Annotated in this window: 33 protein-coding genes and 2 tRNA genes; 23 read left to right on the forward strand and 12 right to left on the reverse strand. The window is 68.4% G+C overall.

The features are described from left to right. Window positions 1–277: 277 nt before the first annotated feature. Window positions 278–1,741, forward strand: coding sequence for a glycoside hydrolase 100 family protein (locus ACWJIO_RS13470; protein ID WP_480314246.1), 1,464 nt, complete (start codon window positions 278–280; stop codon window positions 1,739–1,741). 116 nt (window positions 1,742–1,857) lie between these two features. Here ACWJIO_RS13470 and petD read toward each other — a convergent pair whose 3' ends face one another. Continuing rightward, window positions 1,858–2,340, reverse strand: a complete 483-nt coding sequence (gene petD, locus ACWJIO_RS13475) for a cytochrome b6-f complex subunit IV (RefSeq protein WP_186697213.1) — start codon at window positions 2,338–2,340, stop codon at window positions 1,858–1,860. An 84-nt stretch (window positions 2,341–2,424) separates the two neighbouring features. Further along, a complete protein-coding gene (petB, locus tag ACWJIO_RS13480) occupies window positions 2,425–3,096 on the reverse strand; it encodes a cytochrome b6 (protein ID WP_186697214.1) in 672 nt (223 codons plus the stop codon). A 149-nt stretch (window positions 3,097–3,245) separates the two neighbouring features. On the opposite strand from petB, the gene ctpZ reads away from it, so the two are divergent. The 7 genes from ctpZ to ACWJIO_RS13515 all read left to right on the forward strand — a co-directional run bounded on the left by ctpZ (window position 3,246) and on the right by ACWJIO_RS13515 (window position 8,084). Further along, entirely contained in the window at window positions 3,246–4,460 is a 1,215-nt protein-coding gene (gene ctpZ, locus ACWJIO_RS13485; RefSeq protein WP_480314301.1) for a carboxyl-terminal processing protease CtpZ, read from the forward strand. Beyond that, complete coding sequence (locus ACWJIO_RS13490; RefSeq protein ID WP_480314249.1) at window positions 4,457–5,698, forward strand: HD domain-containing protein; 1,242 nt, start codon at window positions 4,457–4,459, stop codon at window positions 5,696–5,698. The genes ctpZ and ACWJIO_RS13490 overlap by 4 nt, the downstream gene beginning before the upstream one ends. Next, complete coding sequence (locus tag ACWJIO_RS13495) at window positions 5,698–6,423, forward strand: septum site-determining protein MinC (protein ID WP_480314251.1); 726 nt, start codon at window positions 5,698–5,700, stop codon at window positions 6,421–6,423. Before ACWJIO_RS13490 ends, ACWJIO_RS13495 begins: the two co-directional genes overlap by 1 nt. A 103-nt stretch (window positions 6,424–6,526) precedes the next feature. Beyond that, window positions 6,527–7,345 carry a septum site-determining protein MinD gene (gene minD / locus ACWJIO_RS13500; protein WP_480314253.1) on the forward strand — a complete coding sequence of 273 codons (819 nt, stop codon included), beginning with the start codon at window positions 6,527–6,529 and terminating at the stop codon, window positions 7,343–7,345. A gap of 4 nt (window positions 7,346–7,349) precedes the next feature. Next, window positions 7,350–7,670 (forward strand): cell division topological specificity factor MinE, encoded by a 321-nt coding sequence (gene minE / locus ACWJIO_RS13505; protein ID WP_480314255.1) that lies wholly within the window; start codon window positions 7,350–7,352, stop codon window positions 7,668–7,670. Between the two features lie 60 nt (window positions 7,671–7,730). Next, window positions 7,731–7,940: a response regulator transcription factor gene (locus tag ACWJIO_RS13510; RefSeq protein WP_480314257.1), complete on the forward strand. Its 210-nt coding sequence runs from the start codon at window positions 7,731–7,733 to the stop codon at window positions 7,938–7,940. Between the two features lie 72 nt (window positions 7,941–8,012). After that, window positions 8,013–8,084, forward strand: a tRNA-Thr gene (locus ACWJIO_RS13515). Window positions 8,085–8,123: 39 nt separating this feature from the next. Here ACWJIO_RS13515 and ACWJIO_RS13520 read toward each other — a convergent pair. Genes ACWJIO_RS13520 through ACWJIO_RS13550 form a run of 7 tightly spaced genes read right to left on the reverse strand, consistent with a single transcriptional unit; the run spans window position 8,124 to window position 13,410 of the window. Next, the gene (locus ACWJIO_RS13520) at window positions 8,124–8,693 is read right to left on the reverse strand and encodes a hypothetical protein (RefSeq protein ID WP_480314259.1); all 570 of its coding nucleotides are present in this window, start codon (window positions 8,691–8,693) and stop codon (window positions 8,124–8,126) included. Between the two features lie 27 nt (window positions 8,694–8,720). Further along, complete coding sequence (locus ACWJIO_RS13525; RefSeq protein ID WP_480314261.1) at window positions 8,721–9,986, reverse strand: family 10 glycosylhydrolase; 1,266 nt, start codon at window positions 9,984–9,986, stop codon at window positions 8,721–8,723. Between the two features lie 34 nt (window positions 9,987–10,020). Further along, window positions 10,021–10,176 (reverse strand): hypothetical protein, encoded by a 156-nt coding sequence (locus ACWJIO_RS13530; RefSeq protein ID WP_480314263.1) that lies wholly within the window; start codon window positions 10,174–10,176, stop codon window positions 10,021–10,023. Window positions 10,177–10,186: 10 nt separating this feature from the next. Continuing rightward, on the reverse strand, window positions 10,187–10,798 hold the full coding sequence (locus ACWJIO_RS13535) for an L-threonylcarbamoyladenylate synthase (RefSeq protein ID WP_480314265.1): 612 nt from the start codon (window positions 10,796–10,798) through the stop codon (window positions 10,187–10,189). Continuing rightward, window positions 10,795–11,715: a peptide chain release factor N(5)-glutamine methyltransferase gene (gene prmC / locus ACWJIO_RS13540; protein ID WP_480314267.1), complete on the reverse strand. Its 921-nt coding sequence runs from the start codon at window positions 11,713–11,715 to the stop codon at window positions 10,795–10,797. The genes ACWJIO_RS13535 and prmC overlap by 4 nt, the downstream gene beginning before the upstream one ends. Before the next feature lie 9 nt (window positions 11,716–11,724). Then, a complete protein-coding gene (locus ACWJIO_RS13545; RefSeq protein ID WP_480314269.1) occupies window positions 11,725–12,924 on the reverse strand; it encodes a DNA-processing protein DprA in 1,200 nt (399 codons plus the stop codon). Window positions 12,925–12,957: 33 nt separating this feature from the next. Beyond that, a complete protein-coding gene (locus tag ACWJIO_RS13550; RefSeq protein ID WP_480314271.1) occupies window positions 12,958–13,410 on the reverse strand; it encodes an acyl-CoA thioesterase in 453 nt (150 codons plus the stop codon). A gap of 60 nt (window positions 13,411–13,470) precedes the next feature. Here ACWJIO_RS13550 and ACWJIO_RS13555 point away from each other — a divergent pair, with 60 nt between their 5' ends. Next, complete coding sequence (locus tag ACWJIO_RS13555; RefSeq protein ID WP_480314273.1) at window positions 13,471–14,319, forward strand: universal stress protein; 849 nt, start codon at window positions 13,471–13,473, stop codon at window positions 14,317–14,319. A gap of 166 nt (window positions 14,320–14,485) precedes the next feature. On the opposite strand, the gene psbM is transcribed toward ACWJIO_RS13555, so the two are convergent. Together psbM and ACWJIO_RS13565 are read right to left on the reverse strand one after the other, a co-directional pair. Continuing rightward, window positions 14,486–14,593, reverse strand: a complete 108-nt coding sequence (gene psbM / locus ACWJIO_RS13560; protein WP_043368765.1) for a photosystem II reaction center protein PsbM — start codon at window positions 14,591–14,593, stop codon at window positions 14,486–14,488. Window positions 14,594–14,642: 49 nt separating this feature from the next. Next, entirely contained in the window at window positions 14,643–15,134 is a 492-nt protein-coding gene (locus tag ACWJIO_RS13565; RefSeq protein ID WP_480314275.1) for a 2Fe-2S iron-sulfur cluster-binding protein, read from the reverse strand. 114 nt (window positions 15,135–15,248) lie between these two features. On the opposite strand from ACWJIO_RS13565, the gene psbB reads away from it, so the two are divergent. From psbB to ACWJIO_RS13625, 12 genes are all read left to right on the forward strand, one after another. Beyond that, window positions 15,249–16,808 (forward strand): photosystem II chlorophyll-binding protein CP47, encoded by a 1,560-nt coding sequence (gene psbB / locus ACWJIO_RS13570; RefSeq protein WP_480314277.1) that lies wholly within the window; start codon window positions 15,249–15,251, stop codon window positions 16,806–16,808. Between the two features lie 15 nt (window positions 16,809–16,823). Next, window positions 16,824–16,919 (forward strand): photosystem II reaction center protein T, encoded by a 96-nt coding sequence (locus tag ACWJIO_RS13575; RefSeq protein WP_043368769.1) that lies wholly within the window; start codon window positions 16,824–16,826, stop codon window positions 16,917–16,919. A 135-nt stretch (window positions 16,920–17,054) separates the two neighbouring features. Further along, complete coding sequence (gene nrdR / locus ACWJIO_RS13580; protein ID WP_480314279.1) at window positions 17,055–17,540, forward strand: transcriptional regulator NrdR; 486 nt, start codon at window positions 17,055–17,057, stop codon at window positions 17,538–17,540. A 100-nt stretch (window positions 17,541–17,640) separates the two neighbouring features. Next, window positions 17,641–18,696, forward strand: coding sequence for a 30S ribosomal protein S1 (locus tag ACWJIO_RS13585; protein ID WP_480314281.1), 1,056 nt, complete (start codon window positions 17,641–17,643; stop codon window positions 18,694–18,696). An 11-nt stretch (window positions 18,697–18,707) separates the two neighbouring features. Continuing rightward, window positions 18,708–19,505 carry an HAD family hydrolase gene (locus ACWJIO_RS13590; RefSeq protein WP_480314283.1) on the forward strand — a complete coding sequence of 266 codons (798 nt, stop codon included), beginning with the start codon at window positions 18,708–18,710 and terminating at the stop codon, window positions 19,503–19,505. A gap of 26 nt (window positions 19,506–19,531) precedes the next feature. After that, window positions 19,532–20,812, forward strand: a complete 1,281-nt coding sequence (gene metK, locus ACWJIO_RS13595; protein ID WP_480314285.1) for a methionine adenosyltransferase — start codon at window positions 19,532–19,534, stop codon at window positions 20,810–20,812. A 20-nt stretch (window positions 20,813–20,832) separates the two neighbouring features. Continuing rightward, window positions 20,833–22,143 carry an FGGY-family carbohydrate kinase gene (locus tag ACWJIO_RS13600; protein WP_480314287.1) on the forward strand — a complete coding sequence of 437 codons (1,311 nt, stop codon included), beginning with the start codon at window positions 20,833–20,835 and terminating at the stop codon, window positions 22,141–22,143. Window positions 22,144–22,302: 159 nt separating this feature from the next. Then, the gene (locus ACWJIO_RS13605) at window positions 22,303–22,578 is read left to right on the forward strand and encodes a DUF2470 domain-containing protein (RefSeq protein ID WP_480314289.1); all 276 of its coding nucleotides are present in this window, start codon (window positions 22,303–22,305) and stop codon (window positions 22,576–22,578) included. A 42-nt stretch (window positions 22,579–22,620) separates the two neighbouring features. After that, window positions 22,621–23,271, forward strand: a complete 651-nt coding sequence (locus ACWJIO_RS13610) for a ComF family protein (protein WP_480314291.1) — start codon at window positions 22,621–22,623, stop codon at window positions 23,269–23,271. A gap of 30 nt (window positions 23,272–23,301) precedes the next feature. Continuing rightward, a tRNA-Phe gene (locus ACWJIO_RS13615) sits at window positions 23,302–23,374 on the forward strand. A 165-nt stretch (window positions 23,375–23,539) separates the two neighbouring features. Further along, window positions 23,540–23,773: a hypothetical protein gene (locus tag ACWJIO_RS13620; protein WP_480314293.1), complete on the forward strand. Its 234-nt coding sequence runs from the start codon at window positions 23,540–23,542 to the stop codon at window positions 23,771–23,773. 152 nt (window positions 23,774–23,925) lie between these two features. Then, window positions 23,926–24,516 (forward strand): chromophore lyase CpcT/CpeT, encoded by a 591-nt coding sequence (locus tag ACWJIO_RS13625; protein WP_480314303.1) that lies wholly within the window; start codon window positions 23,926–23,928, stop codon window positions 24,514–24,516. A gap of 6 nt (window positions 24,517–24,522) precedes the next feature. On the opposite strand, the gene ACWJIO_RS13630 is transcribed toward ACWJIO_RS13625, so the two are convergent. After that, complete coding sequence (locus ACWJIO_RS13630) at window positions 24,523–24,936, reverse strand: hypothetical protein (RefSeq protein WP_480314295.1); 414 nt, start codon at window positions 24,934–24,936, stop codon at window positions 24,523–24,525. A gap of 281 nt (window positions 24,937–25,217) precedes the next feature. Between ACWJIO_RS13630 and ACWJIO_RS13635 the strand changes: the two genes are divergently transcribed. Together ACWJIO_RS13635 and ACWJIO_RS13640 are read left to right on the forward strand one after the other, a co-directional pair. Further along, complete coding sequence (locus tag ACWJIO_RS13635) at window positions 25,218–26,063, forward strand: phycobilisome rod-core linker polypeptide (RefSeq protein ID WP_480314297.1); 846 nt, start codon at window positions 25,218–25,220, stop codon at window positions 26,061–26,063. A 57-nt stretch (window positions 26,064–26,120) separates the two neighbouring features. Then, complete coding sequence (locus ACWJIO_RS13640; protein ID WP_480314299.1) at window positions 26,121–26,387, forward strand: phycobilisome linker polypeptide; 267 nt, start codon at window positions 26,121–26,123, stop codon at window positions 26,385–26,387. Window positions 26,388–26,680: the final 293 nt, after the last annotated feature.

A 26,680-nucleotide genomic window follows, 5' to 3' on the forward strand; every position in this document is an offset into this window, starting at 1 on the left:
CCTACAGCACCGAAGGACCGCTCTCGCAGGCGCTCTCCAATCTCTGTAAGCCTGCCCGCTTCAGCTTCCGCTTCAGGCGTGCAGCACATGAACCTACCATGCCAGTTCCCGAGGCTGTCAAGCGCTGCTGCCCTGCAAAGCGGCACCCCCACCGAGCGTTGGACTGACCAAGCCCAGGGCCTGGGCGGCGTTCTGCGGAAACGCGTCGAAAGGCTGACCAACACCACCACGCTGCTTAAGGTCAGGACGCCGGCCTCCGGGCCACGCCACCAGTTGGATGCCCCCCCAATCCAGTCAGGAACGCCTCCGCGTCCGTCCCAGTTCCCGGGAGGAAGCGGTGGTGAGCCGGGCCCGCGACCACTTCGAGCGCACCCTTGTGCGCGTGGGCGGCGAGCTGGTGGGATCGGTGGCAGCCCTGGAGCATCCGCGCAAGGCCACCGAAGCCAACTACGGCGAAGTGTTCCTGCGCGACAACGTGCCGGTGATGGTTTACCTGCTGTTGCAGGGGCGCTACGAGATCGTGCGCAATTTCCTCAGCGTCTGCCTCGACCTGCAGAGCACCCGTTACCAGACCCGAGGCGTCTTCCCCACCAGCTTCGTGGAAACAGAGGGGAAGGTGCTGGCGGATTATGGCCAGCGCTCGATCGGACGCATCACCTCCGTGGACGCCAGCCTCTGGTGGCCCGTGCTGTGCTGGCTCTATGTGAAGCGCAGCCGGGACGTGGAGTTCGCCACGAGCCAGCGGGTGCAGCGCGGCGTGCAGCTGCTGCTCGACCTGGTGCTGCATCCGAGCTTTGAGGGCAACCCGGTGCTGTTCGTGCCGGACTGCGCCTTCATGATTGACCGTCCCATGGACGTCTGGGGTGCCCCGCTGGAGGTGGAGGTGCTGTTGTTCGGCTGCCTGCGCAGCTGCTGCAACCTGATGGAGCTGGCCAAGACGAGTTCCACGAGCCGACTGCTGGACCAGCGGCTGGAGCTGACACGGCAGTGGCAACACGATCTGCGCTCCTTCCTGTTGAAGCACTACTGGGTGACCAGCAAGACCATGCAGGTGCTGCGCCGTCGCCCCACGGAGCAGTACGGCGACCATCAGCACGAGAACGAGTTCAACGTGCAGCCCCAGGTGATCCCCCCCTGGCTCCAGGACTGGCTGGAGAACCGTGGCGGCTACCTGATCGGCAACATCCGCACCGGCCGGCCGGACTTCCGCTTCTACAGCCTCGGCAACTCCCTGGCCTGCCTGTTCGGGCTGCTCACGGCGCCGCAGCAACGGGCGCTGTTCCGGCTGGTGCTGCACAACCGCGCCGACCTGATGGCCCAGATGCCGATGCGCATCTGCCATCCGCCGATGGAGGCCGATGAGTGGCGCAACAAGACCGGTTCAGACCCCAAGAACTGGCCCTGGAGTTACCACAACGGCGGCCACTGGCCGTGCCTGCTGTGGTTCCTGGGCGGCGCCATTCTGCTGCATGGGGAGCGCCATCCCGAAGCCGACGTGCTGCTGATGGGCCAGATGACGGCGATGCTGGAGGAGTGCTACTGGAGCCAGCTGAACCAGCTGCCGCGCCAGCAGTGGGCGGAATACTTCGATGGGCCCACTGGCACCTGGGTAGGCCAGCAGGCCCGCACCTACCAGACCTGGACGATCGTGGGATTCCTGCTCCTGCACCACATCCTGCGTGTCAAACCCCAGGATGTGACCCTGCTGGATCTGGAGCCCGGTCTGCATCGGCAGGGATGAGCATGGCCAGCAAAAAGCCGCGATCAAGGTCGCGGCTGAGAAGCTGAATGGGGCGAACGTTATGTCTAGAACGACATTCAGAACCGGCTGAGGTTCAGAACAGGCCAAGCTGAGGTTCAGAACAGACCAAGCGTGAGGGACTTGTCGATCGGCAGGGCGGCACCGATGCCCAGGTAGATGGTGAACGCCGTGCCGAACAGGAACACGGCCATGGCCACCGGGCGCCGGAAGGGGTTCTGGAACTTGTTGAAGCTCTCGATGAAGGGGATCAACATCAGGCCCAGGGGGATCATCGTCTGCAGGGCAATGCCGAGCAGCTTGTTGGGCACCACCCGCAGGATCTGGAACACCGGGTAGAGGTACCACTCGGGCAGGATCTCCAGAGGGGTGGCAAAGGGATCGGCCTTGTCGGCGAGCATGGCTGGGTCAAGCACCGACAGCCCCACGATGCAGCCGATGGTTCCCAGGATCACCACCGGAAACATGTAGAGGAGATCGTTCGGCCAGGCGGGCTCACCGTAGTAGTTGTGACCCATTCCCTTGGCGAGCTTGGCGCGCAGGGCTGGATCGGTGAGATCTGGTTTCTTGAGGATGTGCATGGCTGGTGCCGCTCGCAGGGATCGCTGGTGTTAGGTGAGGCTAGGGGTGCCGGGCAGGCAGGCGAGACAAGCTGTCTCGAAGGGTCACAACGGGCCGGAGATGCCCTGCTTGCGGATCATCAGGAAGTGCATGAGCATGAACACTGCCAGCAGCCAGGGCATCACGAAGGTATGCAGGCTGTAGAAGCGGGTGAGGGTGGACTGGCCCACCGACTCACCACCGCGCAGCAGCTCCACCATGAAGTCTCCGACGACAGGCACGGCCGCAGGAACGCCGCTCACGATCTTGACGGCCCAGTAGCCGACCTGATCCCAGGGAAGGGAATAGCCGGTGACGCCGAAGGAGACGGTGATCACGGCCATGGTCACGCCGGTGACCCAGGTGAGCTCGCGGGGCCGTTTGAAGCCACCGGTGAGGTAGACGCGGAACACGTGCAGGATCAGCATCAGAACCATCATCGAGGCACTCCAGCGGTGCACCGAGCGGATCAGCCAGCCGAAGCTGACATCGCTCATCAGGTACTGCACCGAGGCGTAGGCCTCAGCCACGGTGGGCTTGTAATAAAACGTCATCGCGAAGCCCGTCGCGAACTGGATCAGGAAGCACACCAGGGTGATGCCGCCCAAGCAGTAAAAAATGTTGACGTGCGGGGGCACGTATTTTGCCGAGATGTCGTCGGCGATCGCCTGGATTTCAAGACGCTCCTCGAACCAGTCGTAGACCGGGGACGACTTTCCAGCAGGAGTGTTCGCCATGCAGCTGGGAGGTTGGGTTGCGAGAGTCTACGCACCGCCATCGAGAGTCCGTGAGCGCTGAACGCCTGCCGGTGCTGCCAGCCGATCCCCAGCGGGGGGGACAGGCCGCTGGCCCGTTGCCACGGCCGCCTTCCACAGCCGCCAGGCCCCTGGTCTGGAGCGCCCTGCTGGCCTGGCTGCTGAGCGCCAGCCTGCTCTGGGCCCCGGCCCCGGCCATCGCCCTCAGCGACGCCCAGCAGCTGGTGGTGGAGGCCTGGCGGCTCGTGAACCAGAGCTATGTGGAGCCCCAGCGCTTTGAGGCGGTGCGCTGGCGCCGGCTGCGCCAGAAAGCGCTGGAGCGCTCGATCGTGAGCTCCGACGATGCCTATGCAGCGATTGAGGCCATGCTGGCGCCCCTGGGCGACCCCTACACCCGTCTGCTGCGCCCGGAGGACTACGCCAATCTGCGCTCCAGCACCCAGGGCAGCGTGACCGGCGTGGGCCTCCAGATCGGCCTGCGGGACGGCGACCAGCGGGTGGTGGTGATCGCCCCCCTCGACGATTCCCCCGCCGCCGAGGCGGCCCTGGCCAGTGGCATGGAACTGCTGGCGGTGGATGGCCAGCCCACGGCGAGCCTCGGGCTGGAGGGCACCGCCGCGGCCCTGCGGGGCTCCGCCGGCAGCCAGGTGTTGCTGCAGGTGGCGCGGCAGGGGCAACCCCAGGAAGTGGCGCTGGAGCGGCGGCAGGTGAACCTGCGGCCGGTGCGCAGCCGGCGCCTGCGGCTGGAGGGGCACACGGTGGGCTATCTGCGCATCACCCAGTTCGCCGAGCCGGTGCCCGAGCAGGTCCACCAGGCCCTCACAGACCTGGTGGACCAGGACATCGAAGGGCTGATCCTCGACCTGCGCAACAACTCCGGCGGGCTGGTGAGCGCCGGACTGGCCGTGGCCAACCAACTGCTCGACAGCCGTCCGATCGTGGAGACCGAAGACCGCAACGGGCTGAGTTCGCCCGTGCAGTCAGGCCCTGGCGAGCTGTTCGACGGCCCGATGCTCACCCTGGTGAACGGCGGCACCGCCAGTGCCAGCGAGATCCTGGCCGGGGCCCTGCAGGACAACGGCCGCAGCGAACTGGCCGGCAGCCGCACCTTCGGCAAGGGCCTGATTCAGAGCCTGCTCTCCCTCGGGGACAGCAGCGGCCTGGCGGTGACCGTGGCGCGCTACCTCACCCCCAGCGGCCGCGACATCCAGAACCAGGGCATCGAACCCGACTATCCCCTGGCTCCGCCTGAGCCCCTCAACCCCGGCGGCGATGGCGATGCCTGGCTCGATCAGGCCTCCGACCTGCTGCTGAAACAACTCATCCCGGCCCAGGCCCCGGCATGAGCGGCCGCACCTACCACGATCCCCTGCATGGGGCGATCCGGCTGGAGCGCAGCGACCCCGCCGAGGCCCTCGCCATCGCCCTGATCGACACCGCCCCCTTTCAACGGCTGCGGCGGATCCGGCAGCTGGGGCCGGCCTATCTCACCTTCCATGGGGCCGAGTTCAGCCGCTTCACCCACTCGCTCGGGGTGCTGCACCTGGCGCGACTGGCCCTGGCCCAGCTGGCCCCCCATCACCCCGAGCTGCTGGAGCACCGGGGGGTGCTCTACGCAGCCGCCCTGTTGCATGACGTGGGCCATGGCCCGCTGAGCCACTCCGGCGAGGAGATGTATGGACTCAACCACGAGGCCTGGTCGGGGCGGCTGGTGCGGGAGCACCCGCAGCTGCGCGGCCTGCTGGAGAGCCATGCCGAGGGTTGCGCCGATGCCGTGGCCGACCTGCTGGAGCATGGCCGCTACCCGGTGCAGGCCATCAAGGCCCTGGTGAGCAGCCAGCTCGACTGCGACCGGCTCGACTACCTGCAGCGCGATGGCTACAGCACGGGAGCCAGCTACGGGCGCCTCGATCTGCAGCGGATCCTGGCGGCCCTCACCCTGGCCCCGGACGGCGCCCTGGCCGTGCAGCCGAAGGGGTTGATGGCCGTGGAGCACTACCTGGTGGTGCGCAACCTGATGTACCGCAGCGTCTACAACCACCGGCTCAACGTGGTGTGCAACTGGCTGCTGCGGCGGCTGATCAGCGTGGCCCGCCAGCTGGGCCCGGGGCGGGTGTGGGCCGATGCGGTGATGGGCCGCTGGCTGTGGGAGCGGGGCAGCCTCGATCTCGCCTCCTTTCTGGCCAACGACGACATCCGAACGGGTTACCACCTGGAGCGCTGGCTGGAGGAGGGGCCCGAGGAGCTGGCCGACCCCTGCCGGCGGCTGCTGGAGCGGCGGCTGCTGAAGGCCACCGATGTGGCCAGCCGGGACCGGGGCAGCCAGCTGGAACTGCTGGCCCAGGCCAGAACGCTGGCCAGCCAAGCGGGCTTCGATCCTGATGGCTGCTGCGCCCTGGAGCAGCGCCAGACCCGCGGCTACCACCCCTATGCCGGCGGGCTGCGGCTGTGGGATGGCCGCACGCTGCAGGCCCTGGAGCAGCGCTCGCCCCTGGTGCACAGCCTCAGCGAGCCGGTGCAGCTGGCCTGGCTGATCCACCCGGCCGAGGTGGCGCCTAAGTTGCGGCGGTTCCTCGACAGCTGATGAGCGCTTCGGCCCTCGCTGCCCTGTTCCTGCCCGACGGCTCCGGGGCCAGCAGCCATTGGCTGGTGTTGCCGCCGAGCGGGCAAGCGGCCTCACCTCCCGAGCTGGCCGGGCGGGCCCTCGAGAGCGCTGGGTTGCTCCAGGGACCACCCAGGCCAGGACCCGTAGGTCTAGAGGCCAATGGCTGGCAGCTCACGGCGCGGGGGCTGCGGGCCCTCCAGGAGCTGCTGCGTCAGCATGATCTATGGCTGCAGAGCGTGCAGAGCACCAACCCCCACACCCTGGTGGCGGCGGCCGGGCTGGGGCTGGAGGCCCGGCCGCCCTGGCCTGCCGCAGCCAGCCACTCCAGCTCGAACAGTCCCAGGCCGGAGGGACGAGCGGGCGAACTGGTGGTGCACCGCGGCACCGTTCGCTCCGGCGATCACCTGCAGGCGGCAGGGTCTCTGCTGGTGCTGGGGGATGTGAACCCCGGGGCCCGGCTCAGTGCCGGCGGCCACGTGCTTGTGTGGGGCCGTCTGCGCGGCCTGGCCCATGCCGGAACGGGCGGCGATGGCAACGCCAGGATCGTGGCTCTGCAGCTGCGGCCCCTGCAGCTGCGCATCGCCGGGGCCGTGGCCCGGGGTCCCGAAGAGGGGCCGCCGGAGGGACTCGCCGAGCAGGCCAGGCTGGTGGGGGGAGTGATTCGCCTCGAACCAGCGCCACCTCAGTGGCCCCTGCCTGCTTGAACCCTGCCCGAACGCCTCAACCCTGAACGCGTCGAATCCCGGTGGGCGGGCTTGGGGTGAAGGGCGTGTTTGGCCTTAGCCTGCCCCGATCTCAGCCACTGCCGTGCCCCCTGCGTCGACTCGCTTCATCGTGATCTGCTCCGGCAAGGGGGGCGTGGGGAAAACCACCCTCACGGCCAACCTCGGCATCGCCCTGGCCAAGCTCGGCGCCAGGACAGCCGTGCTGGATGCCGATTTCGGGCTGCGCAACCTCGATCTGCTGCTCGGCCTGGAAAACCGGATCATCTACACCGCCCAGGACGTGCTCTCCGAGCGTTGCCGCCTGGAGCAGGCTCTGGTGAAGCACAAGCTGCAGCCGAACCTGGCCTTGCTGCCGGCCGGCGACCCCCGCATGCTCGAGTGGCTCAAGCCCGAAGACATGCAGGCGATCGCCACCATGGTGGGCGAAACCGCCGACTACGTGCTGATCGACGCCCCGGCTGGCATCGAAGGTGGCTTCCGCAACGCCATGGCCGCCGCCCAGGAGGCCATTGTGATCACCACGCCGGAGGTGTCGGCGGTGCGGGATGCCGACCGCGTGATCGGCCTGCTCAACTCCGAGGCGGTCAAGCCCACCCAACTGGTGCTCAACCGGGTGCGGCCCAAGATGATGGCCAGCCAGGAGATGCTGGCCGTGGACGACGTGACCGACATCCTGGCCCTGCCGCTGCTGGGGCTGGTGCTGGAAGACGAGCAGGTGATCGTATCCACCAACCGGGGCGAGCCGCTGACCCTCAGCGACAACCCCTCGCCGGCCGCCAGGGCCTACACCAACATCGCCCGGCGCCTGCAGGGGGAGGACGTGCCGCTGATCGACCCCTCCAAGGAACGCCAGGGCCTCAGGGCCAAGATCGGCCGCCTGATGCAAACCAAGATCTTCTGAGCCGATGACCCTGCGCGATCTGATCAACAAGCTGCTGGGTCGGGAACCGGCCAGTGCCCCCACGGCGCGGCAGCGGCTGCAACTCGTGCTCGCCCACGACCGCAGCGACCTCAACCCGGAACTGCTGCAGCAGATGCGGCGCGAAATCCTCGACGTGGTGAGCCGCTACGTGGAGATCGACATGAGCGAAGGGGATGTGAGCCTCGAAACCGAAGACCGGGTCACGGCCCTGGTGGCCAACCTGCCGATCAAGGGCACGCGCCCCCTGCCCCTGGCGCCCCCCAGCACCAGCGGCCCCACTTCGAGCGCCGAAACGCCCTCCTGAGGGATCAGCCGGGGCTGTGGCAATCCTGAGCCATCCCCAGCTGCGGATCGCCGCCTGGCCATGGTTTCCCTCAATGCGCAGCTGACGCCCCCGACTCCCGCTGAGTCGAAGGTGCTTGGCCTGGTGTGCCGCGGCTACAGCAACCGGGAGATCGCCGCTGCCCTGGTGCTGAGCGTGCGCACGGTGGAGAGCCACATCTCCCATTTGCTGGCCAAGAGTGGCTGCTGCAGCCGCACCCAGCTGCTGATCTGGGCCCTCAGCAGCAGCTGAGGCTGAGGGTGCGGGGAAAGCTGCTTCCCCCGTGTAACTTCAGCCTGGTCTGCACACCTGGCCAGGACCCATGCCGGCTTAGCTCAGCGGTAGAGCAGCGCTTTTGTAAAGCGAAGGTCATCGGTTCAAATCCGTTAGCCGGCTTCCCTGGCCAGGTAGGGCTGGGACTGGGGCCTCCCCCGTTCAGAAGATGCCCATCAGGCCATCCTTCACCTGCACCTGGATCGGCTTTTCATCGGTGTCGAGGGTCACCTCGGTGGTGACCTTGAGGGGGTCAGGGGTGGTCACTTCCACGGCGCCCTTCACGGCCAAAGGCTCAGAGGCACTCACATCCACCGAAGCCTGAACCGGCAGGGGTTCGGCCGCCTTCACAGCCACATCGCCCTGCACCGCCAGGGGCGCGCTGGCCTTCACCTCCACCGGGTTGGTCACCACCACGCGCGGTTCGCCGCTGATCGGAATGGGGGTCCTGGTGTCGATGCCCACGGAACCCCGCACCGTGAGCACCTCCTGAGCCCTGATCTCAATCGCTTCGTTGAGCTGCTCCACCCGGATCGGTTGGGCCAGCTCCTTCACCTCAGCCCGCACGGGCAGGGGCTGATCCGTGGGCATGGCAATCCGAATCGGGATCGGCTTGCTCAGCACATGCAGCACCACCCCACCGAGCACGGCGGAGGAGGCCACCACGGCACAGGGCCAGCGGACCGCCAGCAGCACCTTGAACCACTGGGCCTCATCAACGGCATCGGGCATGGGGTACTCACTTCAGGCTGGCCGCATTCAACCCGAAGCCGACGGCAGGCTGGGTAGTGGAGGTGGCGGTGCGGGCAGCCGTCGCGGGGGCGCCTGGGCTGGCCGGGCGGTGGGGGCAGCGGCAGTCCGGCGCGGCGCCGGCGCGGCAAACCAGCGCCCCAGCTCGGCCTTGCGCTGGTCGGGAGACTCGGGCCCCAGGTTCCAGAGGCTTTCGAAATAGAAGAAGGCCACCCCGAGACCCTGACTGCGGTTGGCCCGCACCTTCTCCTCCAGCAGGGGCAGGGGGGCCGGGCGGTTGCGCTGGCCGCTCATGATCGCGATCGCCGTGGGGATCCTGGCCCTGGCCTCGATCACCTCCGCCCTCCCCAGATGGGGCAAGTAGGCCTCCAGGTCTGGGCGGTAGATCTGCACCAGCAGCTCATCCACCAGCCCCCGCCGTACCCAGGCGAGCCAGTCCTGCAGCTGCAGCTTGTAGGCAAAGGCGTAGTAGTTCGGCGACACCGAGATCACAGCCCCGGGCCGCACCCGCCTCACCTCCTTGGTGAGCCGCTCCATGAAGGCTGTGATCTTGTCGGCGCGCCACTTCACCCAGGCCCCGTCAGCCGGATTAGCCGGAGCGGCTCGGCCCGTTTCCTTGCGGTAGAGCGCCAGGGTGAAGGGGTCGTAGCCGAAGTCCTTCGGCAGGCTCATGTGGTCGTCGAACTGAATGCCATCGGCGCCGTAGCGGCCCACCACCTCCACCACCAGGTCGGTGATCAGCTGCTGCACCTCAGGCCGGAAGGGATTGAGCCAGGCCACCTCCCCCGCGGCGCTGATCGAGGTCATGCCGCCGTCCTGCTTGCGGGTGAGCCAGTCGGGGTGGCGGCGGGCCAGCACCGAATCCTTGGGGGCCATGAAGCCGAACTCGAACCAGGGAATCACCAGCACCCCCTGCCGCTTGCCCTCGGCGATCAGCTCGCCCAGCACGTCCTGGCCCTGGAGCCCCAGGTAGGTGAAGGTCTGCAGCTGGCGCTCCTGTACCACCTGGCTGGGGTAGTAGGCGATGGCGCCGTTCCAGACCACCGGGTAGAGGGTGTTGAACTGGAGGGCCGCCAGCTGGGCCACGGCCTCCGTCATCCGCTGGCGATCGCGCAGCACGGGCATGTCGTTGGCGGTAAGCCACACGCCCCGCAGCTCGGGCCTGGTGCTGTTGGCCTGGGCAAGGGCCGCCATGCCACTGCCATGGCCCAGCAGGGTCAGCCCCCAGGTGAGCAGGGCCAGAAACAGGGCCAACAGCCGGAAGGGACGACGCAATGGGCCTGGACAGCAGGCCAGAACCTAGACCGGTTCAGCGCTTGCCAGCCAGGAGCCAGATCAGCAGCAGGGCCGGCAGCAACGGCAGCCAACCAGCCTGGAAGAGTCCGTTGAGGAGGCCGTTGAGCGGGGTGCTCAGCCAGTGATAGAGCCCCATGGTGAGCGCCACGAGCACGAGAAGGGCGGCCATGGTGAGGCGTTCAGGCGGAGGGCAGAGAGGATGGCAGCGGGAAGGGCACCGCGCCGGAGCGCAGCAGCTGCCAGGCCCCGTCCCAGGCCAGCACGGTGCTGGCCTGCCCGCTGGCTGGCGGCCAGGGCAGCGGGCCCAGCAGGGCCAGCTGGGGGAAGCAGGCGGCAGCCTCGGCCGCCGTGGTGGCGGCAGGCTCACCGGAGGGGTTGGCACTCGTGGTGGCCAGCGGACCAGTGAGCTGCAGCAGCTCCCGGGCGGCAGCGCAGGCCGGGATGCGCAGGCCCAGGCTGCCGCGGCCGGGATTGAGGGCCTCGGCCAGCGGCCCCTGGGCCGGCAGCACCAGGGTGAGGGCGCCGGGCCAGCCGCGACCGGCAAGGGCCAACCACTCCTGCTTCCAGGGCAGCCCCAGCAGCGGCTGAAGCTGCTCGATGCCGGCCCCCATCAGAATCAGGGGCTTCTCCTGGGGACGTCGCTTCAGCTCCCAGATCTGAGCGGCATGGCGGGGCAGGGCCGCCAGCGCCGGCAGGGTGTCGGTTGGCATCAGCCCTGCCTCGCCGGCCAGCAACCGGGCGGCCAGTTCGTGGGGGGGACAGACCTGGTGCTGCAGGGGCGCTGAGGTCATGGGAGTGGCCTCCGGGCGGAGGCAAAGCGCAGCACCCCCTCCAGATCCCGGTGGGCCTGCACCTGCTGCAGACCCGCCTGGCGGAGCAGCCCCAGCACCGCCCCGCTCTGGTCATGGTGGTGCTCCAGCAGCAGGACGCCGCCGGGGGCGAGGGCCTGAGCGGCCCCCCGGGCGATGGTGCGCAGGGACCGGAGGCCATCGGGGCCGCCGTCGAGGGCCAGGCGGGGCTCGTGATCGCGCACCCCAGGTTCGAGGCCGGCCCACACGGCGCTGGGGATGTAGGGCGGGTTGGCCAGCACCAGGCCCAGGGCGCCCCACCACGGCTGCAGGGGATCCCACCAATGGCCCTGCAGCAGCCTCACCCTGGAGAGCGTCCCCACGGTTTCGAGGTTGGCTTCGGCCTGCCGCAGCGCCTCGGGGCTGAGGTCCACGGCCAGACCGCTGGAGCCAGGCCAGAGGCCCGCCAGCGCCGCAGCCAGGCAACCGGAGCCCGTGCCGAGATCCGCCCAGAGGGCCGGCGGAACGGCCACCAGCCCGCCAGCCAGCTCCACCAGGAGCTCGGTCTCCTGGCGGGGGATGAGCACACCTGGCCCCACCTTCAGCTCCAGGTCGCGCCAGGGGCAGAGGCCCACGAGGTATTGCAGCGGTTCACCGCCAGCCAGGTGGCGCTGCCACAGCGCTTCGAGGCTGGCCACCGGGCAGACCAGCTGCACCGGACGGGCCGGATCCAGATGCAGGCGCTGCAGTTCGCTCCAGGGCAGACCGCCAGCCAGATCCAGCAGCCAGTCGAAATCGGCCCTGCGGCCGCCCTGGGCCAGGCAGCGGCTGCGCCAGGTCAGCAGGTCGTGGGCCGTCCAGGAGCGCGGACCCATGGCCTGCTGGCTGGAGGGGCTCTGAGTGGCAAGGCCGCGCAGCATGGCCCCAGCCTAAAGGCGGCGCCAGCGGAGGCCTGGCTCGGCGCGCACCACACCGGCCAGCTCGAGGCTGAGCAGCCGAGCGGCGAGCTGGGCGGCGCTCTGGTCAAACGTGAGGCAGAGCTGCTCCAGGGAGGCCCCTCCCTCCAGGGCTTGCAGCAGCGCCGCCTCGGGGTGGGCCTGGGAGGCGACCCCGCGGGGCCCAGCCGACCCCCCTGCCGGGCCAGGGCCCAGCTGGCGGATCAGGTCGGCGGGTTCGAGCAGGGCCGAGGCTCCCTGGCTGAGCAGGCGGTTGCTGCCCCGGGCCGAGAGCCGTGCGGCATCGGCGGGCACCACCCAAAGCGGCAGCTGCTCCTGCCAGGCCAACCGCGCCGAGTGCAGCGCCCCGCTGGGCTCGGGGCACTCCACCACCACCACGGCCCTGGCGAGGGCCACCTGGAGGCGATTGCGGGCGGCGAAGTGGCCAGGACGCACGGCAGCTCCAGGGGGCTGCTCGCTCAGCAGCAGGCCCTGCGCCGCCACCTGGCTCTGCAGGGCGCCGTGATGGCGGGGGTAGACCCGCTCCAGCGGCGTGCCCAGCACCCCCACCGGCAGGCCTCCTGCGGCCAGGCAACCCCGGTGGGCTGCCGCATCGATGCCCTCGGCCAGCCCGCTCACCACGGGCCAGCCCGCCCGCGCCAACGCAGCCCCCAGGGCTTCGGCCATCGCCAGGCCATGGCGCGATGGCCGCCGTGTGCCGAGCACCGCCACCCCCTGGCGCCTGGCGAGCCAAGGCCAGAGGGAGCCCTGCCCGCGCCAGTGGAGCGCCAGCGGGGGGCGCTCCAGCTGCGTCATCGCCTCCGGATAGCTGGGGTCACCCGGCACCAGCAGCCTGCGGTCTGCTGGCAGACGCCCGCTCTCCAGCGGATCAGCCCCCCAGCGCCGCCGGAACGCCTCCAGGCCGGCCAGCCAGGCCTCCCCTATCCCGGGCATCGCGGCAAAGGCGGCGGCAGGAGCCTCCCAGGCCCTGGCCAGGGTGCCGAATCTCGCCTCGATCGCCCGCAGCCGCACCCAACCCACGCCAGGGCATGAGGCCCACAGCAGCCACCAGCGCCTTCGCTCCTGCCCCCAGGCCGGCTGCCGACTTCTGAACTCCAGGGCCCGGCCCTCCCGCTGCCGCGATGGCGACCCCTCGCCGGAGCGCCCCAGCGGCAACCGGGCCAGCGTTCCCATGGCGATCAGTACATCTGTACCAATGCTAAGCCCTCAGGCCGCTGGCGGCCCTGCGGCGAGGGCCGCCAGCGCCGCCTCCAGATCGGCTGGCAGGCCTCGGCACACGCGCCGCCCCAGGCCCGCGGACCCGTCCACCAACACCAGCTCCACTGCGGCCGTGGCCGCCACCCTCCCATTCGGGGCCAGGAACCAGCTGCGCCAGGGGATCCGCACGCCTCGTCGCGCCTCCACCACACTGGCCAGCCGCACGCTGTCGCCGTGCCGCAGGGCCTGGCGGTAATCGATCGAGAGGGCCACCACCGGCAGTTCCAGGCCACGGGCCGCGAGGGCGCTGTAGGCCAGGCCAGCCGCCACCAGGGCCTCCACCCGCGCCTCCTCCAGCCAGGCCACGTAGGCGCCATGCCACATCACACCGGCATGGTCGGTGTGCTGGGGCAGAACCCGGCGCTGGAGCACCCAGGCGTTGGGCTCTATCAAGGTCTGCATGGCGGCAGCCTCGTGCTCGGCAAACCGCCATAGGCTGCCTGAAAGCCCACCGCAGCACCCGTGTTTCGCAACGTTCTGATCGCCGATTCCGGCAAAGGCCACGTGGAGGAGATGGTGCGGATGCTCCGCGACATCCCCGTGGTACGCCAGGCACGCCTCAACCTCCTGCACGTGGTGCCGGAGCAGGCGGGAGCCAATTTCCAGGAGCACTGGCAGGAGGCCGCCGGCATCGTGGCCGCCGCCGTGGGCCGGCTGCAGCTTGACCCCAGCGAAGTGAACACGATCATTCGCCAGGGGGACACCAAACAGACCGTGCTGCTGGTGGCCGAGGAGCTCAACGCCGATCTGATCGTGATGGGGTCGAGGGGCCTGAGCCGGCTGCAGTCAATCCTCAGCAACAGCGCCAGCCAGTACGTGTTCCAGCTCTCGACCAGGCCGATGCTGCTGGTGCGCGACGACCTCTACGTGCGCCATGTGAACAAGCTTCTGGTGGCCATCGACGGCACCGGCGTGGGCGACGACGCCCTCAAGCTGGCCTGCGAGCTGGTGCGGGAGATTCCCGGTGGCAGTCTCACCGGGGTCCATGTCACCCGCCAGGATCTGACCCCGTCGCGGGGGGGACGCTCACCTGCCGACGAGGTGCTGGATAGGGCCGTGCAACGGGCCCGGGGCCTGGGGGTGACGCTTCAACCGCTGCATCGCACCGGCGACGTGGGGCGCACCGTGTGCAGCGCCGCCGAGGACATCAAGGCCGATCTGGTGGTGATCGCCTCCCAGGATCGACGCCCCGTGGTGGCCAAGGCTCTAGTGGATCTCGACCGTCTGCTGGGCAGCTCCGTGAGCGATTACATCCGGGTGCATGCCCCGGCGCCGGTGCTGCTGGTGCGGGAGCCGGAGAGCGGCCGCTGAGGCCTGGTGGGAGAGCGGCTTGTCTCAGCCGCTCGAGCTCCCCATCCTGAGGCGCTCAATCGGCTCAGCCTCCAGCTCTCTTGGGCCGCTGACGGCCGTGCAGTGCCCCGAGCCCCAAGCACTGACGACTCGATTCGATGGGAAGAGGGCTTGAGGGCAGGGAGGTTCAGCCGCGCTGACGGCTGCTGGTCTGGATGTAGAGCACCAGCAGGAACACGGTGGGAACCAACACGAACATCAGGCTGGCAACAAAGCCGAGATCGTTGGTTTCCATGGATGAGCTGAGGTTTACTCGGAGGGTATCACCGGCGATCGGGCCCTTCTCAGGGGCCTTCACCGGCCGTTGCACCGCGCTCCACAGCCACGTCGGCGGGGTCCAGTTCAGCGGCCTCCGGATCGGGGCCTGCCTCCTGCTGGCTGGCGGCAGGGGGCTCGGGCCAGCTCGTGGGTCCAGGCGGCAGCGGTGTGGCCATGGCGGCCGTCTGGCGCCGATCCTTGTCGGCCAGGCCCACCTGGGGGCGGGTGATCACCACCAGCGACTGCTGCACCAGGGCCTGGCAGGCCAGCCGCCAGTTCCCTGGCCGACGCTTGAGCTTCTGGTCTTCCACCGGGGTCCGCCCCGTGAGGGCCTGACTTGCCTGGCCCTCGGGAACTTCAACGAAGCAGGTGATGCACTGGCCGCAGCCGCCGCAGTTGCCCAGGGCCCCTTTGAGCCCGTAGAGCTGAACTCCTTCGCGCAGGGCCACCTCCCTGAGGTTTTCGCCCGGGTAGCACTCCACATCGCGCTCCTCCCTCAGGAACCGGATCACAGGCATCGGAGCTGGCGCAGCAAGCCCCATTGTGGGCCGCGCCGTTGCGGTCCGTAACCTGCGCCGCGCCGGAGGCGTGCCCACCCTTACGATCGCCCAACCCACCCAGAACGACTCCCCATGGGACTGCCCTGGTATCGGGTGCACACGGTCGTGATCAACGACCCGGGCCGACTCTTGGCCGTGCACCTCATGCACACCGCGCTGGTGGCCGGCTGGGCCGGCTCCATGGCGCTCTATGAGCTCGCGATCTTCGATCCCTCCGACCAGGTGCTCAACCCCATGTGGCGCCAGGGGATGTTCGTCATGCCCTTCATGGCCCGCCTTGGGGTCACCGGCAGCTGGGGTGGCTGGAGCATCACCGGTGAAACCGGGGTGGATCCAGGCTTCTGGAGCTTCGAGGGCGTGGCCGCCGCCCACATCATCTTCAGCGGCCTGCTGTTCCTGGCCGCCATCTGGCACTGGACCTTCTGGGATCTCGAGATCTGGCAGGACCCCCGCACCGGTGAACCCGCCCTGGACCTGCCGAAGATCTTCGGCATCCACCTGCTGCTGGCCGGCCTCGGCTGTTTCGGCTTCGGCGCCTTCCACCTCACGGGCGTCTTCGGACCGGGCATGTGGGTGAGCGATGCCTACGGCATTGCCGGGCATCTGGAGCCCGTACAGCCCTCCTGGGGTCCTGAGGGCTTCAACCCCTTCAACCCCGGCGGCATCGTGGCCCACCACATCGCCGCCGGCATCGTGGGCATCATCGCCGGTATCTTCCACATCACCACCCGCCCGCCGGAACGCCTCTACAAGGCCCTGCGGATGGGCAACATCGAAACGGTGCTGGCCTCGGCCATTGCCGCCGTGTTCTTTGCCGCCTTCGTGGTGGCCGGCACCATGTGGTATGGCGCTGCCGCCACCCCGGTGGAACTGTTCGGCCCTACCCGCTTCCAGTGGGACCAGAGCTACTTCAAGGCTGAGATCAGCCGTCGGGTGCAGACCGCCCTCGACAACGGTGCCTCCATGGAGGAGGCCTACGGTTCCATCCCCGAGAAACTCGCCTTCTACGACTACGTGGGCAACAGCCCCGCCAAGGGCGGCCTGTTCCGTGTGGGCCCGATGGTGAACGGCGACGGCCTGCCCACCGGCTGGCTCGGCCACATCTCCTTCACCGACAAGGAGGGCCGCGACCTGCAGGTGCGCCGCCTGCCCAACTTCTTCGAGAACTTCCCCGTGGTGCTCGAAGACCAGGACGGCATCGTCCGGGGCGACATTCCCTTCCGCCGGGCTGAAGCCAAGTACTCCTTCGAGCAGACCGGCATCACGGCCACCGTGTACGGAGGGGCCCTCAACGGCCAGACCTTCACCGATCCCGCCGATGTCAAGCGGCTGGCCCGCAAGGCCCAGCTTGGTGAGGCCTTCGAGTTCGACCGCGAGACCTACAACTCCGACGGCACCTTCCGCAGCTCACCCCGCGGTTGGTTCACCTTCGGCCATGCCACTTTCGCCCTGCTGTTCTTCTTCGGCCACATCTGGCACGGTGCCCGCACCCTCTACCGCGATGTGTTCGCCGGGATCGATCCCGATCTGGGTGACCAGGTGGAGTTCGGCCTGTTCCAGAAGCTGGGCGACAAGTCGACCCGCCGCCTGCCGGAGGGCTACGTGCCCCCGGCCGGCTCCACCCTCAGCTGACCCGGGAGTCACCCCATGGAGAGCTTCGCCTACATCCTGATTCTGACCCTGGCCTTGGCCACCCTCTTCTTTGCGATCGCCTTCCGCGATCCACCGAAGATTGGAAAATAGGGCCTGGGTTGCCTGATCCCAGCAGCCTTCGGGCTGGTCCGGCCCCTGACTCCGTCAGGGGCCTTTTGCTGCTCAGCCCTTCTCAAGGGCGGATCGGCTGCTTAAACTTCTCAAACCCAGCGCGGAATTTCGGGGATGCAATGCCCCTCCTGCCAACACACCGACAGCCGGGTGCTCGAATCACGGGCAGCAGACAGCGGCAGGAGCGTGCGTCGACGCCGCGAATGTCTGAACTGTGAGTTCCGTTTCACCACCTATGAACGGGTGGAAACGGTGCCGATCACAGTGGTGAAGCGCAACGGCAGCCGTGAAACCTTCAACCGCGCCAAGCTGCTGCACGGCTTGCTGAGGGCCTGCGAGAAAACCGGGCTGGAGCCAGCACGGCTGGAACTGGTGGTGGACGAGATTGAGCTGCAGCTGCAGCAGCGCTCCTGCCGGGAAGTGACCAGCGCCGACATCGGTGAGCTGGTGTTGCAGCAACTGGCCGAGATGAGCGAAGTGGCCTACGTGCGCTTTGCGTCGGTGTATCGGCAGTTCCAGGGCATCAGCGATTTCGTGGCCGCCCTCGAGCGCCTCAATCGCCGCGCCAGCAAGGCCGCGGAGCTGGCGGCGATCGGCTAGGCGGCCCGGCCCCGTTGATACAGTGATTGATCGCGACGGACCGCTGGCGGGCGGGCTCGTCGATCCCTTCACCCTGCCTCGGGCAGACCGCCAACTCTCCATGACCGTGACCCCTTCCGACATCAGCAGCACCGAGGCCGATCTCGCCCTTGCCGCTGAAGCGGCCGACGACCTCGACCTCGCCATTCCGGAAGAGGTCCCGACAGCGGACGACCCGAGCAGCCGCGCAGCCACCCGTGACCTCGACGGCGTGGGCTTCACGCTGGATGAGTTCGCCGCGCTGCTCAGCAAGTACGACTACAACTTCAAGCCAGGCGACGTCGTCAACGGCACCGTGTTCGCCCTGGAATCCAAGGGCGCGATGATCGACATCGGGGCCAAGACCGCCGCCTTCATGCCCCTGCAGGAGGTGTCGATCAACCGGGTGGAGGGTCTCAGCGATGTGCTGGAGCCCGGCGAGATCCGTGAGTTCTTCATCCTCAGCGAGGAGAACGAGGACGGCCAGCTCACCCTCTCGATCCGCCGCATCGAATACCAGCGCGCCTGGGAGCGCGTGCGCCAGCTGCAGAAGGAAGACGCCACCATCTACTCCGAAGTGTTCGCCACCAACAGGGGTGGCGCCCTGGTGCGGGTGGAGGGCCTGCGGGGCTTCATCCCCGGCAGCCACATCAGCACCCGCAAGGCCAAGGAAGAGCTGGTGGCCGATTTCCTGCCCCTCAAGTTCCTGGAGGTGGACGAGGAGCGCAACCGCCTGGTGCTCAGCCATCGCCGCGCCCTGGTGGAACGCAAGATGAATCGCCTCGAGGTGGGCGAAGTGGTGCTGGGCACCGTACGCGGCATCAAGCCCTATGGCGCCTTCATCGACATCGGCGGCGTGAGTGGCCTGCTCCATATCTCCGAGATCAGCCATGAGCACATCGAAACGCCCCACACGGTGCTGAATGTGAACGACCAGATGAAGGTGATGATCATCGACCTCGATGCCGAGCGCGGTCGCATCTCCCTCTCCACCAAGGCCCTGGAGCCGGAACCGGGCGACATGCTCACCGACCCCCAGAAGGTGTTCGACAAGGCGGAGGAGATGGCCGCCCGCTACAAGCAGATGCTGCTTGAGCAGGCCGAGGACAATGAGCCCATGGGTGTCACCGTCGACTGAGCCCAGCCACCATGGCCCTGCTGCTGCTGAGGGGTCAGCCGATCGGGGAGGTGGACGCCGTGCTGTTCGACAAGGACGGCACCCTCTCGATCAGCGAGCCCATGCTCCATGCCCTGGCCACGGCCCGCGTAGCACATGGGCTGAAGCTTCTGGGAGAGCGCCATGGCCCGCTGCATGCCAGGCAAGGATCCCGCGCCAGAGCTCTGCTGGAGCAGGCCTACGGGTTGCGGGGCCAGGGCATCGATCCAGCCGGCACCACGGCCGTGGCCTGCCGCGAGCACAACCTGATCTCCACGGCCACGGCCCTGGCCCAGGTGGGTCTCGGCTGGCCTGAGGCGCTTGAGCTCAGCCAGGAGGTCTTCAGCGTCACCGACCACCTGCACGGCCAGGGCAGCGCCAGCCCTCCAGGAGCCACCCCAGGGCTGCATGGGTTGGTGGATCGGCTGGCCGGAGCAGGGCTGCGCTGCGCCGTGATCAGCAACGACGACCAGGCGGGCATCGAGGCGTTTCTGCAGAGTCAGAGGATGCGCCAGCACTTCCAGGCGAGCTGGAGCGCCGAGCACACCCCGCGCAAACCAGACCCCGCCGCCGTGCTGGCCCTCTGTGAAGCCCTGGGGGTGCCTCCGCAGCGCTGTGCCCTGATCGGCGATGCCAACAGCGACCTGCGCATGGCCCGCGGCGCTGGTGTGGGCGTGGTGCTCGGTTATCTGGCAGGCTGGAGCAATCCACCTCCGCTGGATCCCTGCTTCCCCCAGGTCAGCCAGTGGTCTGAGCTGGAGGCGCGCCAGGGCGGCTCGATCACGCCATAGGCTGGTGCCCCCAAAGGCCCCATGCCATGAGCCGGTATGTGTTCACCTCGGAGTCGGTGACCGAAGGTCATCCCGACAAGATCTGTGACCAGGTGAGTGACGCCGTTCTCGACGCCCTCCTGCATCAGGATCCCGCCTCCCGGGTGGCCTGCGAGACCGTGGTCAACACCGGCCTCTGCCTGCTCACCGGCGAGGTGACCACCACGGCCCGGGTGGACTTCAACACCCTGGTGCGGGATGTGATCAGCCGCATCGGCTATAGCGGTGCCAGGGCCGGCGGCTTCGATTCCCACAGCTGTGCCGTGCTGGTGGCCCTGGATCAGCAGTCGCCCGACATCGCCCAGGGCGTCGATGAGGCCGACGACCACGCCGGCGATCCCCTCGACAAGATCGGGGCCGGCGACCAGGGCATCATGTTCGGCTACGCCTGCAACGAAACGCCCGAACTGATGCCGCTGCCGATCAGCCTGGCGCACCGGCTAGCCCGCCAGCTGGCGGCGGTGCGCCATGACGGCAGCCTCCCCTACCTGCTGCCGGACGGCAAAACCCAGGTGAGCGTGGTGTACGAGAACGACGTTCCCGTGGCCATCGACACGATTCTGATCTCCACCCAGCACACGCCGGAGATCGACGGCATCAGTGACGAGAAAGGGCTGCGCGAGCGTATCGCCGCCGATCTCTGGGCCCATGTGGTGCTGCCTGCCACTGGCGACCTGGCCCTGAAGCCGAGTCAGGAGAGCACCCGCTTTCTGGTGAACCCCACCGGCAAGTTCGTTGTGGGGGGCCCCCAGGGGGATGCGGGCCTCACCGGGCGCAAGATCATCGTTGACACCTACGGCGGCTATGCCCGCCACGGCGGTGGCGCCTTCTCCGGCAAGGACCCCACCAAGGTGGATCGTTCCGCCGCCTACGCCGCCCGCTACGTGGCCAAGGCCCTGGTGGCCGCGGGCCTCGCCCGCAAGGTTGAAGTGCAGCTGAGCTACGCCATCGGCGTGGCCAGGCCGGTGAGCATTCTGGTGGAGAGTTTCGGCACCGGCAGCGTCAGCAACACTGACCTCACCGCCCTGGTGCAGGAACACTTCGACCTGCGTCCAGGCGCCATCATCGAAACCTTCGCCCTGCGCGATCTTCCCCGGCAGCGCGGCGGCCGCTTCTATCAGGACGTGGCGGCCTACGGCCACTTCGGGCGCACCGATCTGAACCTTCCCTGGGAGAACGTCGACGGCATCGCCGCCACCCTGAAGGAGGCCCGCCAGGGCGCCAGTTCACCTAGCGGCGAGCGCAGCGCCGTCGCCGCAGCGGCCTGAGCCTGGCCGGCCTAATCGGGATGGCTGGCGTGCCCAGCCCCTGCGCCCTTGGCCTGGACCTGGGCAGCAGCGGCCTGCGGCTGGCCGCTTGCAACGCCAGCGGCGATCTGCTGGCTGAGCAAGCCGCCGCCTATCCCGCTGCCTTCAGCGATCCCACCAGCTGGCGCGAGGGCCTGGTGGACCTCTGCGCCCGTCTGTCGCCCGAGCTGCGCGCCAGCGTGGGCGCCATCGCCATCGACGGCACCTCCGGCACCCTGCTGCTCTGCCACCGGGACGGCAGCCTGCTGGAGGGTGCCCTCGGCCAGGCCCTCTCCTACGCCGCGGCCTGCCCCGAGCAGGTCCGCAGAGCCCGGCAGCTGAGTGAGGGCGAGGGCAGGGCGGACGCCTCCAGCGATGGGGCGGCCGCCTCCCCCGCCGCCAGTGCCAGCGGCAGCCTCGCCAGGGCGCTGCGGTTGCTGGAGGCCGCCCCGGCCCCGGGCGCCGAGCTGCTGCTGCGCCATCAGGCCGACTGGCTGATGGGCTGGCTGCTGGGGGACTGGCGCTGGGGTGAAGCAGCCAACAACCTGCGTCTGGGGTGGGATCCTTTGCTCCAGGGCTGGCAGGGCACCATCGCCTCCCAGCCCTGGAGCCCGGCCCTGCCGCGGATCTGCGCCAGCGGCAGCGTGCTCGGCCCCCTCGCCGCCAGCCGCGCCCGCAGCCTGGGCCTGCCGGCCAGCTGCCAGGTGGTGGCCGGCAGCACGGACGCCAATGCCGCCGTGCTCGCGGCCGATCCCGCCCCCGGCGATGGAGTGGCGGTGCTGGGCACCACCCTTGTGCTGAAGCAATTCTGCCCTGAGCCCCTGCAGGGCCCTGGCCTCAGTTGCCACCGGGTGGCCGGCCGCTGGCTGGTGGGAGGCGCCTCCAACAGCGGCGCCGGCGTGCTGGGTCAGTTCTTCAGCCCGGCTCAACTGGCTGAGCTGAGCCGCCAGATCGACCCCTCACGGCCCACAGGCCTGGAGCTGCGGCCCCTGCCCGGGCGCGGTGAGCGCTTCCCCGTGGACGACCCCGACCTGGAGCCGATCCTGGGGCCCAGGCCCGTGAGTGACGTGCACTTCCTCCAGGCCCTGCTGGAGGGGTTGGCGGCGATCGAGCAGGCCGGCTGGCAGCGGCTGGCCAGCCTGGGGGCACCACCGATCCAGCGGGTGATCAGCCTCGGCGGCGGCGCCCGCAATCCCCAGTGGCGGCGCCTGCGCCAGCAGCGCCTCGGGGTGCCCGTGCTCAACCGGCCTGGCCTGTCAGCCGCCCTGGGCATGGCAAGACTGGCTGCATCCACCCTCAAACCAACTCCCTAACTCCGATGAACGACCGTCTGCGCACCTGGATCTCCATGGGCCTGTTCGTGCTGCTGGCGGGCTACGTGAGCTTCAGCGCCATCCGGCTGGGCCTGCTCCTGTGGCAGCGCTTCGCCGCCGGCTAGAAGCCCCAGAATCAGATCACCCGCCCTGACCCCCATGGCCGCCGACCCTCTCACCGCCGCCGTGAGCGATCGGATCTGCAAGCACATGAACGACGACCACGCCGAAGCGGTACTCAGCTATGCCCGCCACTACGGCGGCGTGGCCGACGCCAGCCAGGCCCGGATGCTCGCCGTTCAGCCCGAAGCGATGCAGCTGGACGTGGACGGCCGCAGCATCCAGGTGGCCTTCGACCACACCCTCACCGACAGCGAGGACGCCCACCGCACCCTGGTGGCGATGCTGCGGGCCATGCCCCAGGCGCCGGGCTGACGCCGATGGGGCAAAGCTGAGACCGTCTTGAGCCGTAGGGCCATGAGTGCAGGGTTCTGGCCTGGCCTGGGGGAACTGCTGCCCCTCGAGTGGCTGGTGCGCGCCCCCAGCTCCCCAGCAGGGGGCCTGCCCAGGGCCTGGCAGCGGGAGGCGGCTCCGCTTCGCGGCACGGAGCCCCTGGCCTGGTGGTCTGCCGGGCTCTACGACGGTGCCCTGCGCCGCCACCTGCTGGGGCTGCGCCGTGAGTTGAGGCCCCAGGGATTGCTACCCCTGGTGAGAACCCTGGCGGAGGGCCTCCAGGCCGATTCAGGCCCGGCGGTGGGCAGGGAGCGCCCCCTGCTCGTCCACGTCCCCAGTTGGAAGCGTCGACCCAATCCCCTGCCGCCCTTGCTGGCGCAGCAGCTCTCGGGCCAGCTCGGCTGGCCCGAGGCGTCCCTGCTGGTCCGCAGCCGGCCTGTGCTGGGGCAGCACCGCCTCAACCGGGACCTGCGCTGGGCCAATCAGGAGGGTGCCTTCCACTGCGCGACCCCAGCCCGGGGGGATCGCCGCGGTCGGCGCCCGCTGATGCTGCTCGATGACATCCTCACCACCGGAGCCACTGCCTGCCACGCCGCGGCCGCCCTCGAAAGCGCCGGCTGGCGTGTGCTGGGCCTGGCCTGCCTGGCCCGCACCCCGGAGCGTCGGGGGTCGTGATCTAAGATCCCTGGGTCGCTGAGGCGACGGGCCGGGATAGCTCAGTTGGTAGAGCAGGCGACTGAAAATCGCCGTGTCCCCAGTTCAAATCTGGGTCCTGGCATTTCAACCCTGGAAGTGCAACCCTGGCAGTGCAACTTCGGGGTCCAAAGCCCCTTCATCGCATCCCAGCCTCAGCAGCATTGTGTGAGCAGGCGGCCTCCTGACCACGCCGAGCGTGCCTTTCCCTCCCCGTGCCGCGCCTCTTGGGCGCCCACCATCCCTCACCATGCGCAAGCCCCCAGGCAGCTTCCCCCAGGTGTTCGACAACGCCGACAGTTTTGCCCAGGCCTTCGATGAGGCCTGGGGTCAGTTGGCCGCCCAGGCCCCAAGCCTCGATCAACCTCGCGAAGCCCGCCTCGCTGCCGTGCTCGAGGCCCTTGCCGACCATCCGTTCCACCGCTCGTCACCGGAGCTGGCCGGGCAGGTCGCGCAGTTCCGGCTCAGACTCCTCGACCTGTGACCCCGCCCTCCGCAGGCTGCGGACCGGACGTGCCAGGGTCTTAACTTGGCGGCCATCGAGTTGAGCCACGGGAGTTGAGCGAGAGCGCCACGGACGACAGGGGCAGGGATGGGCGCGGCGGGGGTGACAGGGGCACCGACGCTGCCAGCGCCCTGGCTCGGTTGGTGCAGTTGCTCAGCGCCGGCTTCAGTAACCAGCAGCAGGCCTTCGACAACCCCCCCCTCTATGCCCACATCCTGGTGACGCTGCGGCCCCTGCCCCAGCTCGCTCCGGGCTCGCTGCTGCTGGAGCAGAGTTACGCCATCAATCCAGCCGTGCCCTACAGAATCCGGGTGCTGCGGGCCGAACGCCAGGGCGACGCTCTGGTGATCCACAACCAGGCCCTCGCTGATGAGCAGCGCTTCTGGGGCGCGGTGGACAACGAGGCGCTGCGCAGCCGCATCAGCTCCTCCGACCTGGTGCCCCTGGAGGGGTGTGCCTACGTGGTGCGCAAGGAAGCCGCGGGATTCGTCGGCGAAGTGGAACCCGGCTGCCGCTGTCTGGTGGAGCGCAGGGGTCAGACCACCTACCTCGTCAGTCGACTGGAGCTCGATGCCAGCGGCATGCGCACAATCGATACGGGCCACGACCCCGACTCCCACGCCCAGGTGTGGGGCTCCCTGGCCGGCCCATTCCGCTTCAGCCGGACGGCTGACTACAGCCACGAGATTCCTGCCGCCTGGCACGAGGCCTTCAAGAGCTGAGGCCGATCAGGCCGGCACCTCGTCCATGAAGGGCTGCTCCAGCTCTTCGGGGAAGGGTCCATCGATGGCCATCAAGGGGGGGGCAGGCTCAGCAAACGGGGCCCCGGGGCCAGCGCCCTGGGCCACCTGCAGCAGCTGTTCCAGGTGACTCAGGCGTTGTTCGGTCTGATCGAAGCGCAGCTTCCGCAGCTCGTCATGGCGCTCGTCTTCCCGATCGGAAGCCTCGATCAGGGGCTCCAGCCGCTGCTGCTGGACGGACACCTGCTCCTCCAGCTCCAGAAGCCGGAAGGTGAGGGTTTCCACCACCTCCGAGAGGGTGTTGAGCTGGTCGGCCAGTCGATCCACCGCCGGGGCGGCCGTGGCGGCCGGCTCGGGGCACGCCCGGAGTGAAGGATCAGGATGGCCAGCAAGATCGCCCATCGCCCCTCCGTGCGGGTTGGTTGCGTGTTGGTGTGGCGGTGCGCCACAGCCCTGGGGCCCAGGCAGCACCTGGGCGGATGGTATCTGGATCAGGCGCGGGCGCCAGGGGCAAACTTTGTAACGATTGTGAAAGCCTGGCGGTGGGCCTGCCGGCGGCCCATAGGATCTGCCCATGCAGCCGTTGGCAGAGTCGCATTACGCTGCCCCGCCCTGCAAGGCCCTCCGGTCTGCCCAGGCGGCCCAACGGCCACGTCGCGTTTCCTCCCCCCGGCCCGAAGCCCATGACCCTCGCCAACGCTGCCTACCTGGGCATTGAGCGTTTCGCCAACGACAGCGCCAAAGAGAACTGGACCAACGCCTCCGAGAACGACAAGGCGCTCCTGATCCGCGCCGTCTACCGCCAGGTGCTGGGCAACCAGTACGTGATGAAGAGCGAGCGCCTGACAGGGCCTGAGTCCCTGTTCAGGCGTGGCTACCTCAGCATCAGGGAATTCGTGCGCCAGGTGGCCAAGAGCGGGCTGTACAAGCAGAAGTTCTTCGAGAACTGCAATCCTTACCGCTTCATCGAACTCAACTTCAAGCATCTGCTCGGCCGGGCTCCCCAGAACAAGGCCGAAATGCTCCATCACTTCACCATCCTCCAGGAGCAGGGCTTCGACGCCGAGATCGACTCCTACATCGACAGTGCCGAGTATCAGGAACGCTTCGGCGAAGAAGCTGTTCCCTACCTGCATGGCTTCAACTACAACTCCGGCCAGCAGGGTCTGCAGTTTTCCTACATGCTGCAACTCACCCGCGGCGTGGGTGCTTCTGTGCGCGGCGACCTGCTCAAGACCCAATCCCGGCTCAACCCAGCCGTCCATGCCGAGCAGCCGCTGCCGGTGGTGAGTCCCAATGCCAAGGGCTCGGTGTTCCGCAAGGTCACCAGCGATGGCGTCACCCGCCAGGGCGTGGGTTCCGGTGAAGAAGGCCGCACCTTCAGGGTTGAAATCACCGGATTCAACAACTACAGGCTGCACAAGCGCAGCAACCGGGTGCGTTTCATCCCCTTCAACAAACTGCTGGAGTACCAGCAACAGATCCACCGTGAGGGTGGTCGGGTCGCCAGCATCACGCCGGTGAACTGAAGCTTGCTTCTGCGCGAGCCTTGATCTTTTCCCTTTTGCCCCTTCGCACCAACCACCATGAAGGTTTCTGCAGGTAGCCGCGGCACCAGCTTCACCAGCAGCCGTCAGGTCACATTCACCGTCACCGGTCTCGCCAACAACGACTACTCCCGTACGGCAGACATGACCATGAATGTGCCCTACACCCGGATGAATGAAACCATGCGGCTTGTTCAGCGGATGGGTGGCAAGATCACCGGCGTGAGTGTCAATGGCGGCGACCTCGTGGGTGCAGGCAAGGTGGCTCCAGCCCGCAAGAAGTCGAAGTCGAAAGCCGAGGGCTGAGCCCAGCTCCAACCGAAAGCACAACCCCACGAGCCCCCATCAGGGGGCTTTTTTGTGGCCGATTCACGACCCAGCGCACGGCCTCCCTGCCAGCAAGACAGCCAACAGACCAGGGCACGGTGACCGTTTGTTAATTGGTGAGACGCCTGCCGCGGGGACAACCAACAATGGTCAAGTCAAGTTGACAGATGCTCGGTGCTCCCGGGCGTCAGACAACCTGGCCATCCCTTCAACTCTCCCCGACTTCACGTCGCGACCAGGAGCTCTCCCCATGTTCGACGCCTTCACCAAGG

This window comes from Paraciimarium castrense LEGE 11436 (assembly GCF_056633055.1).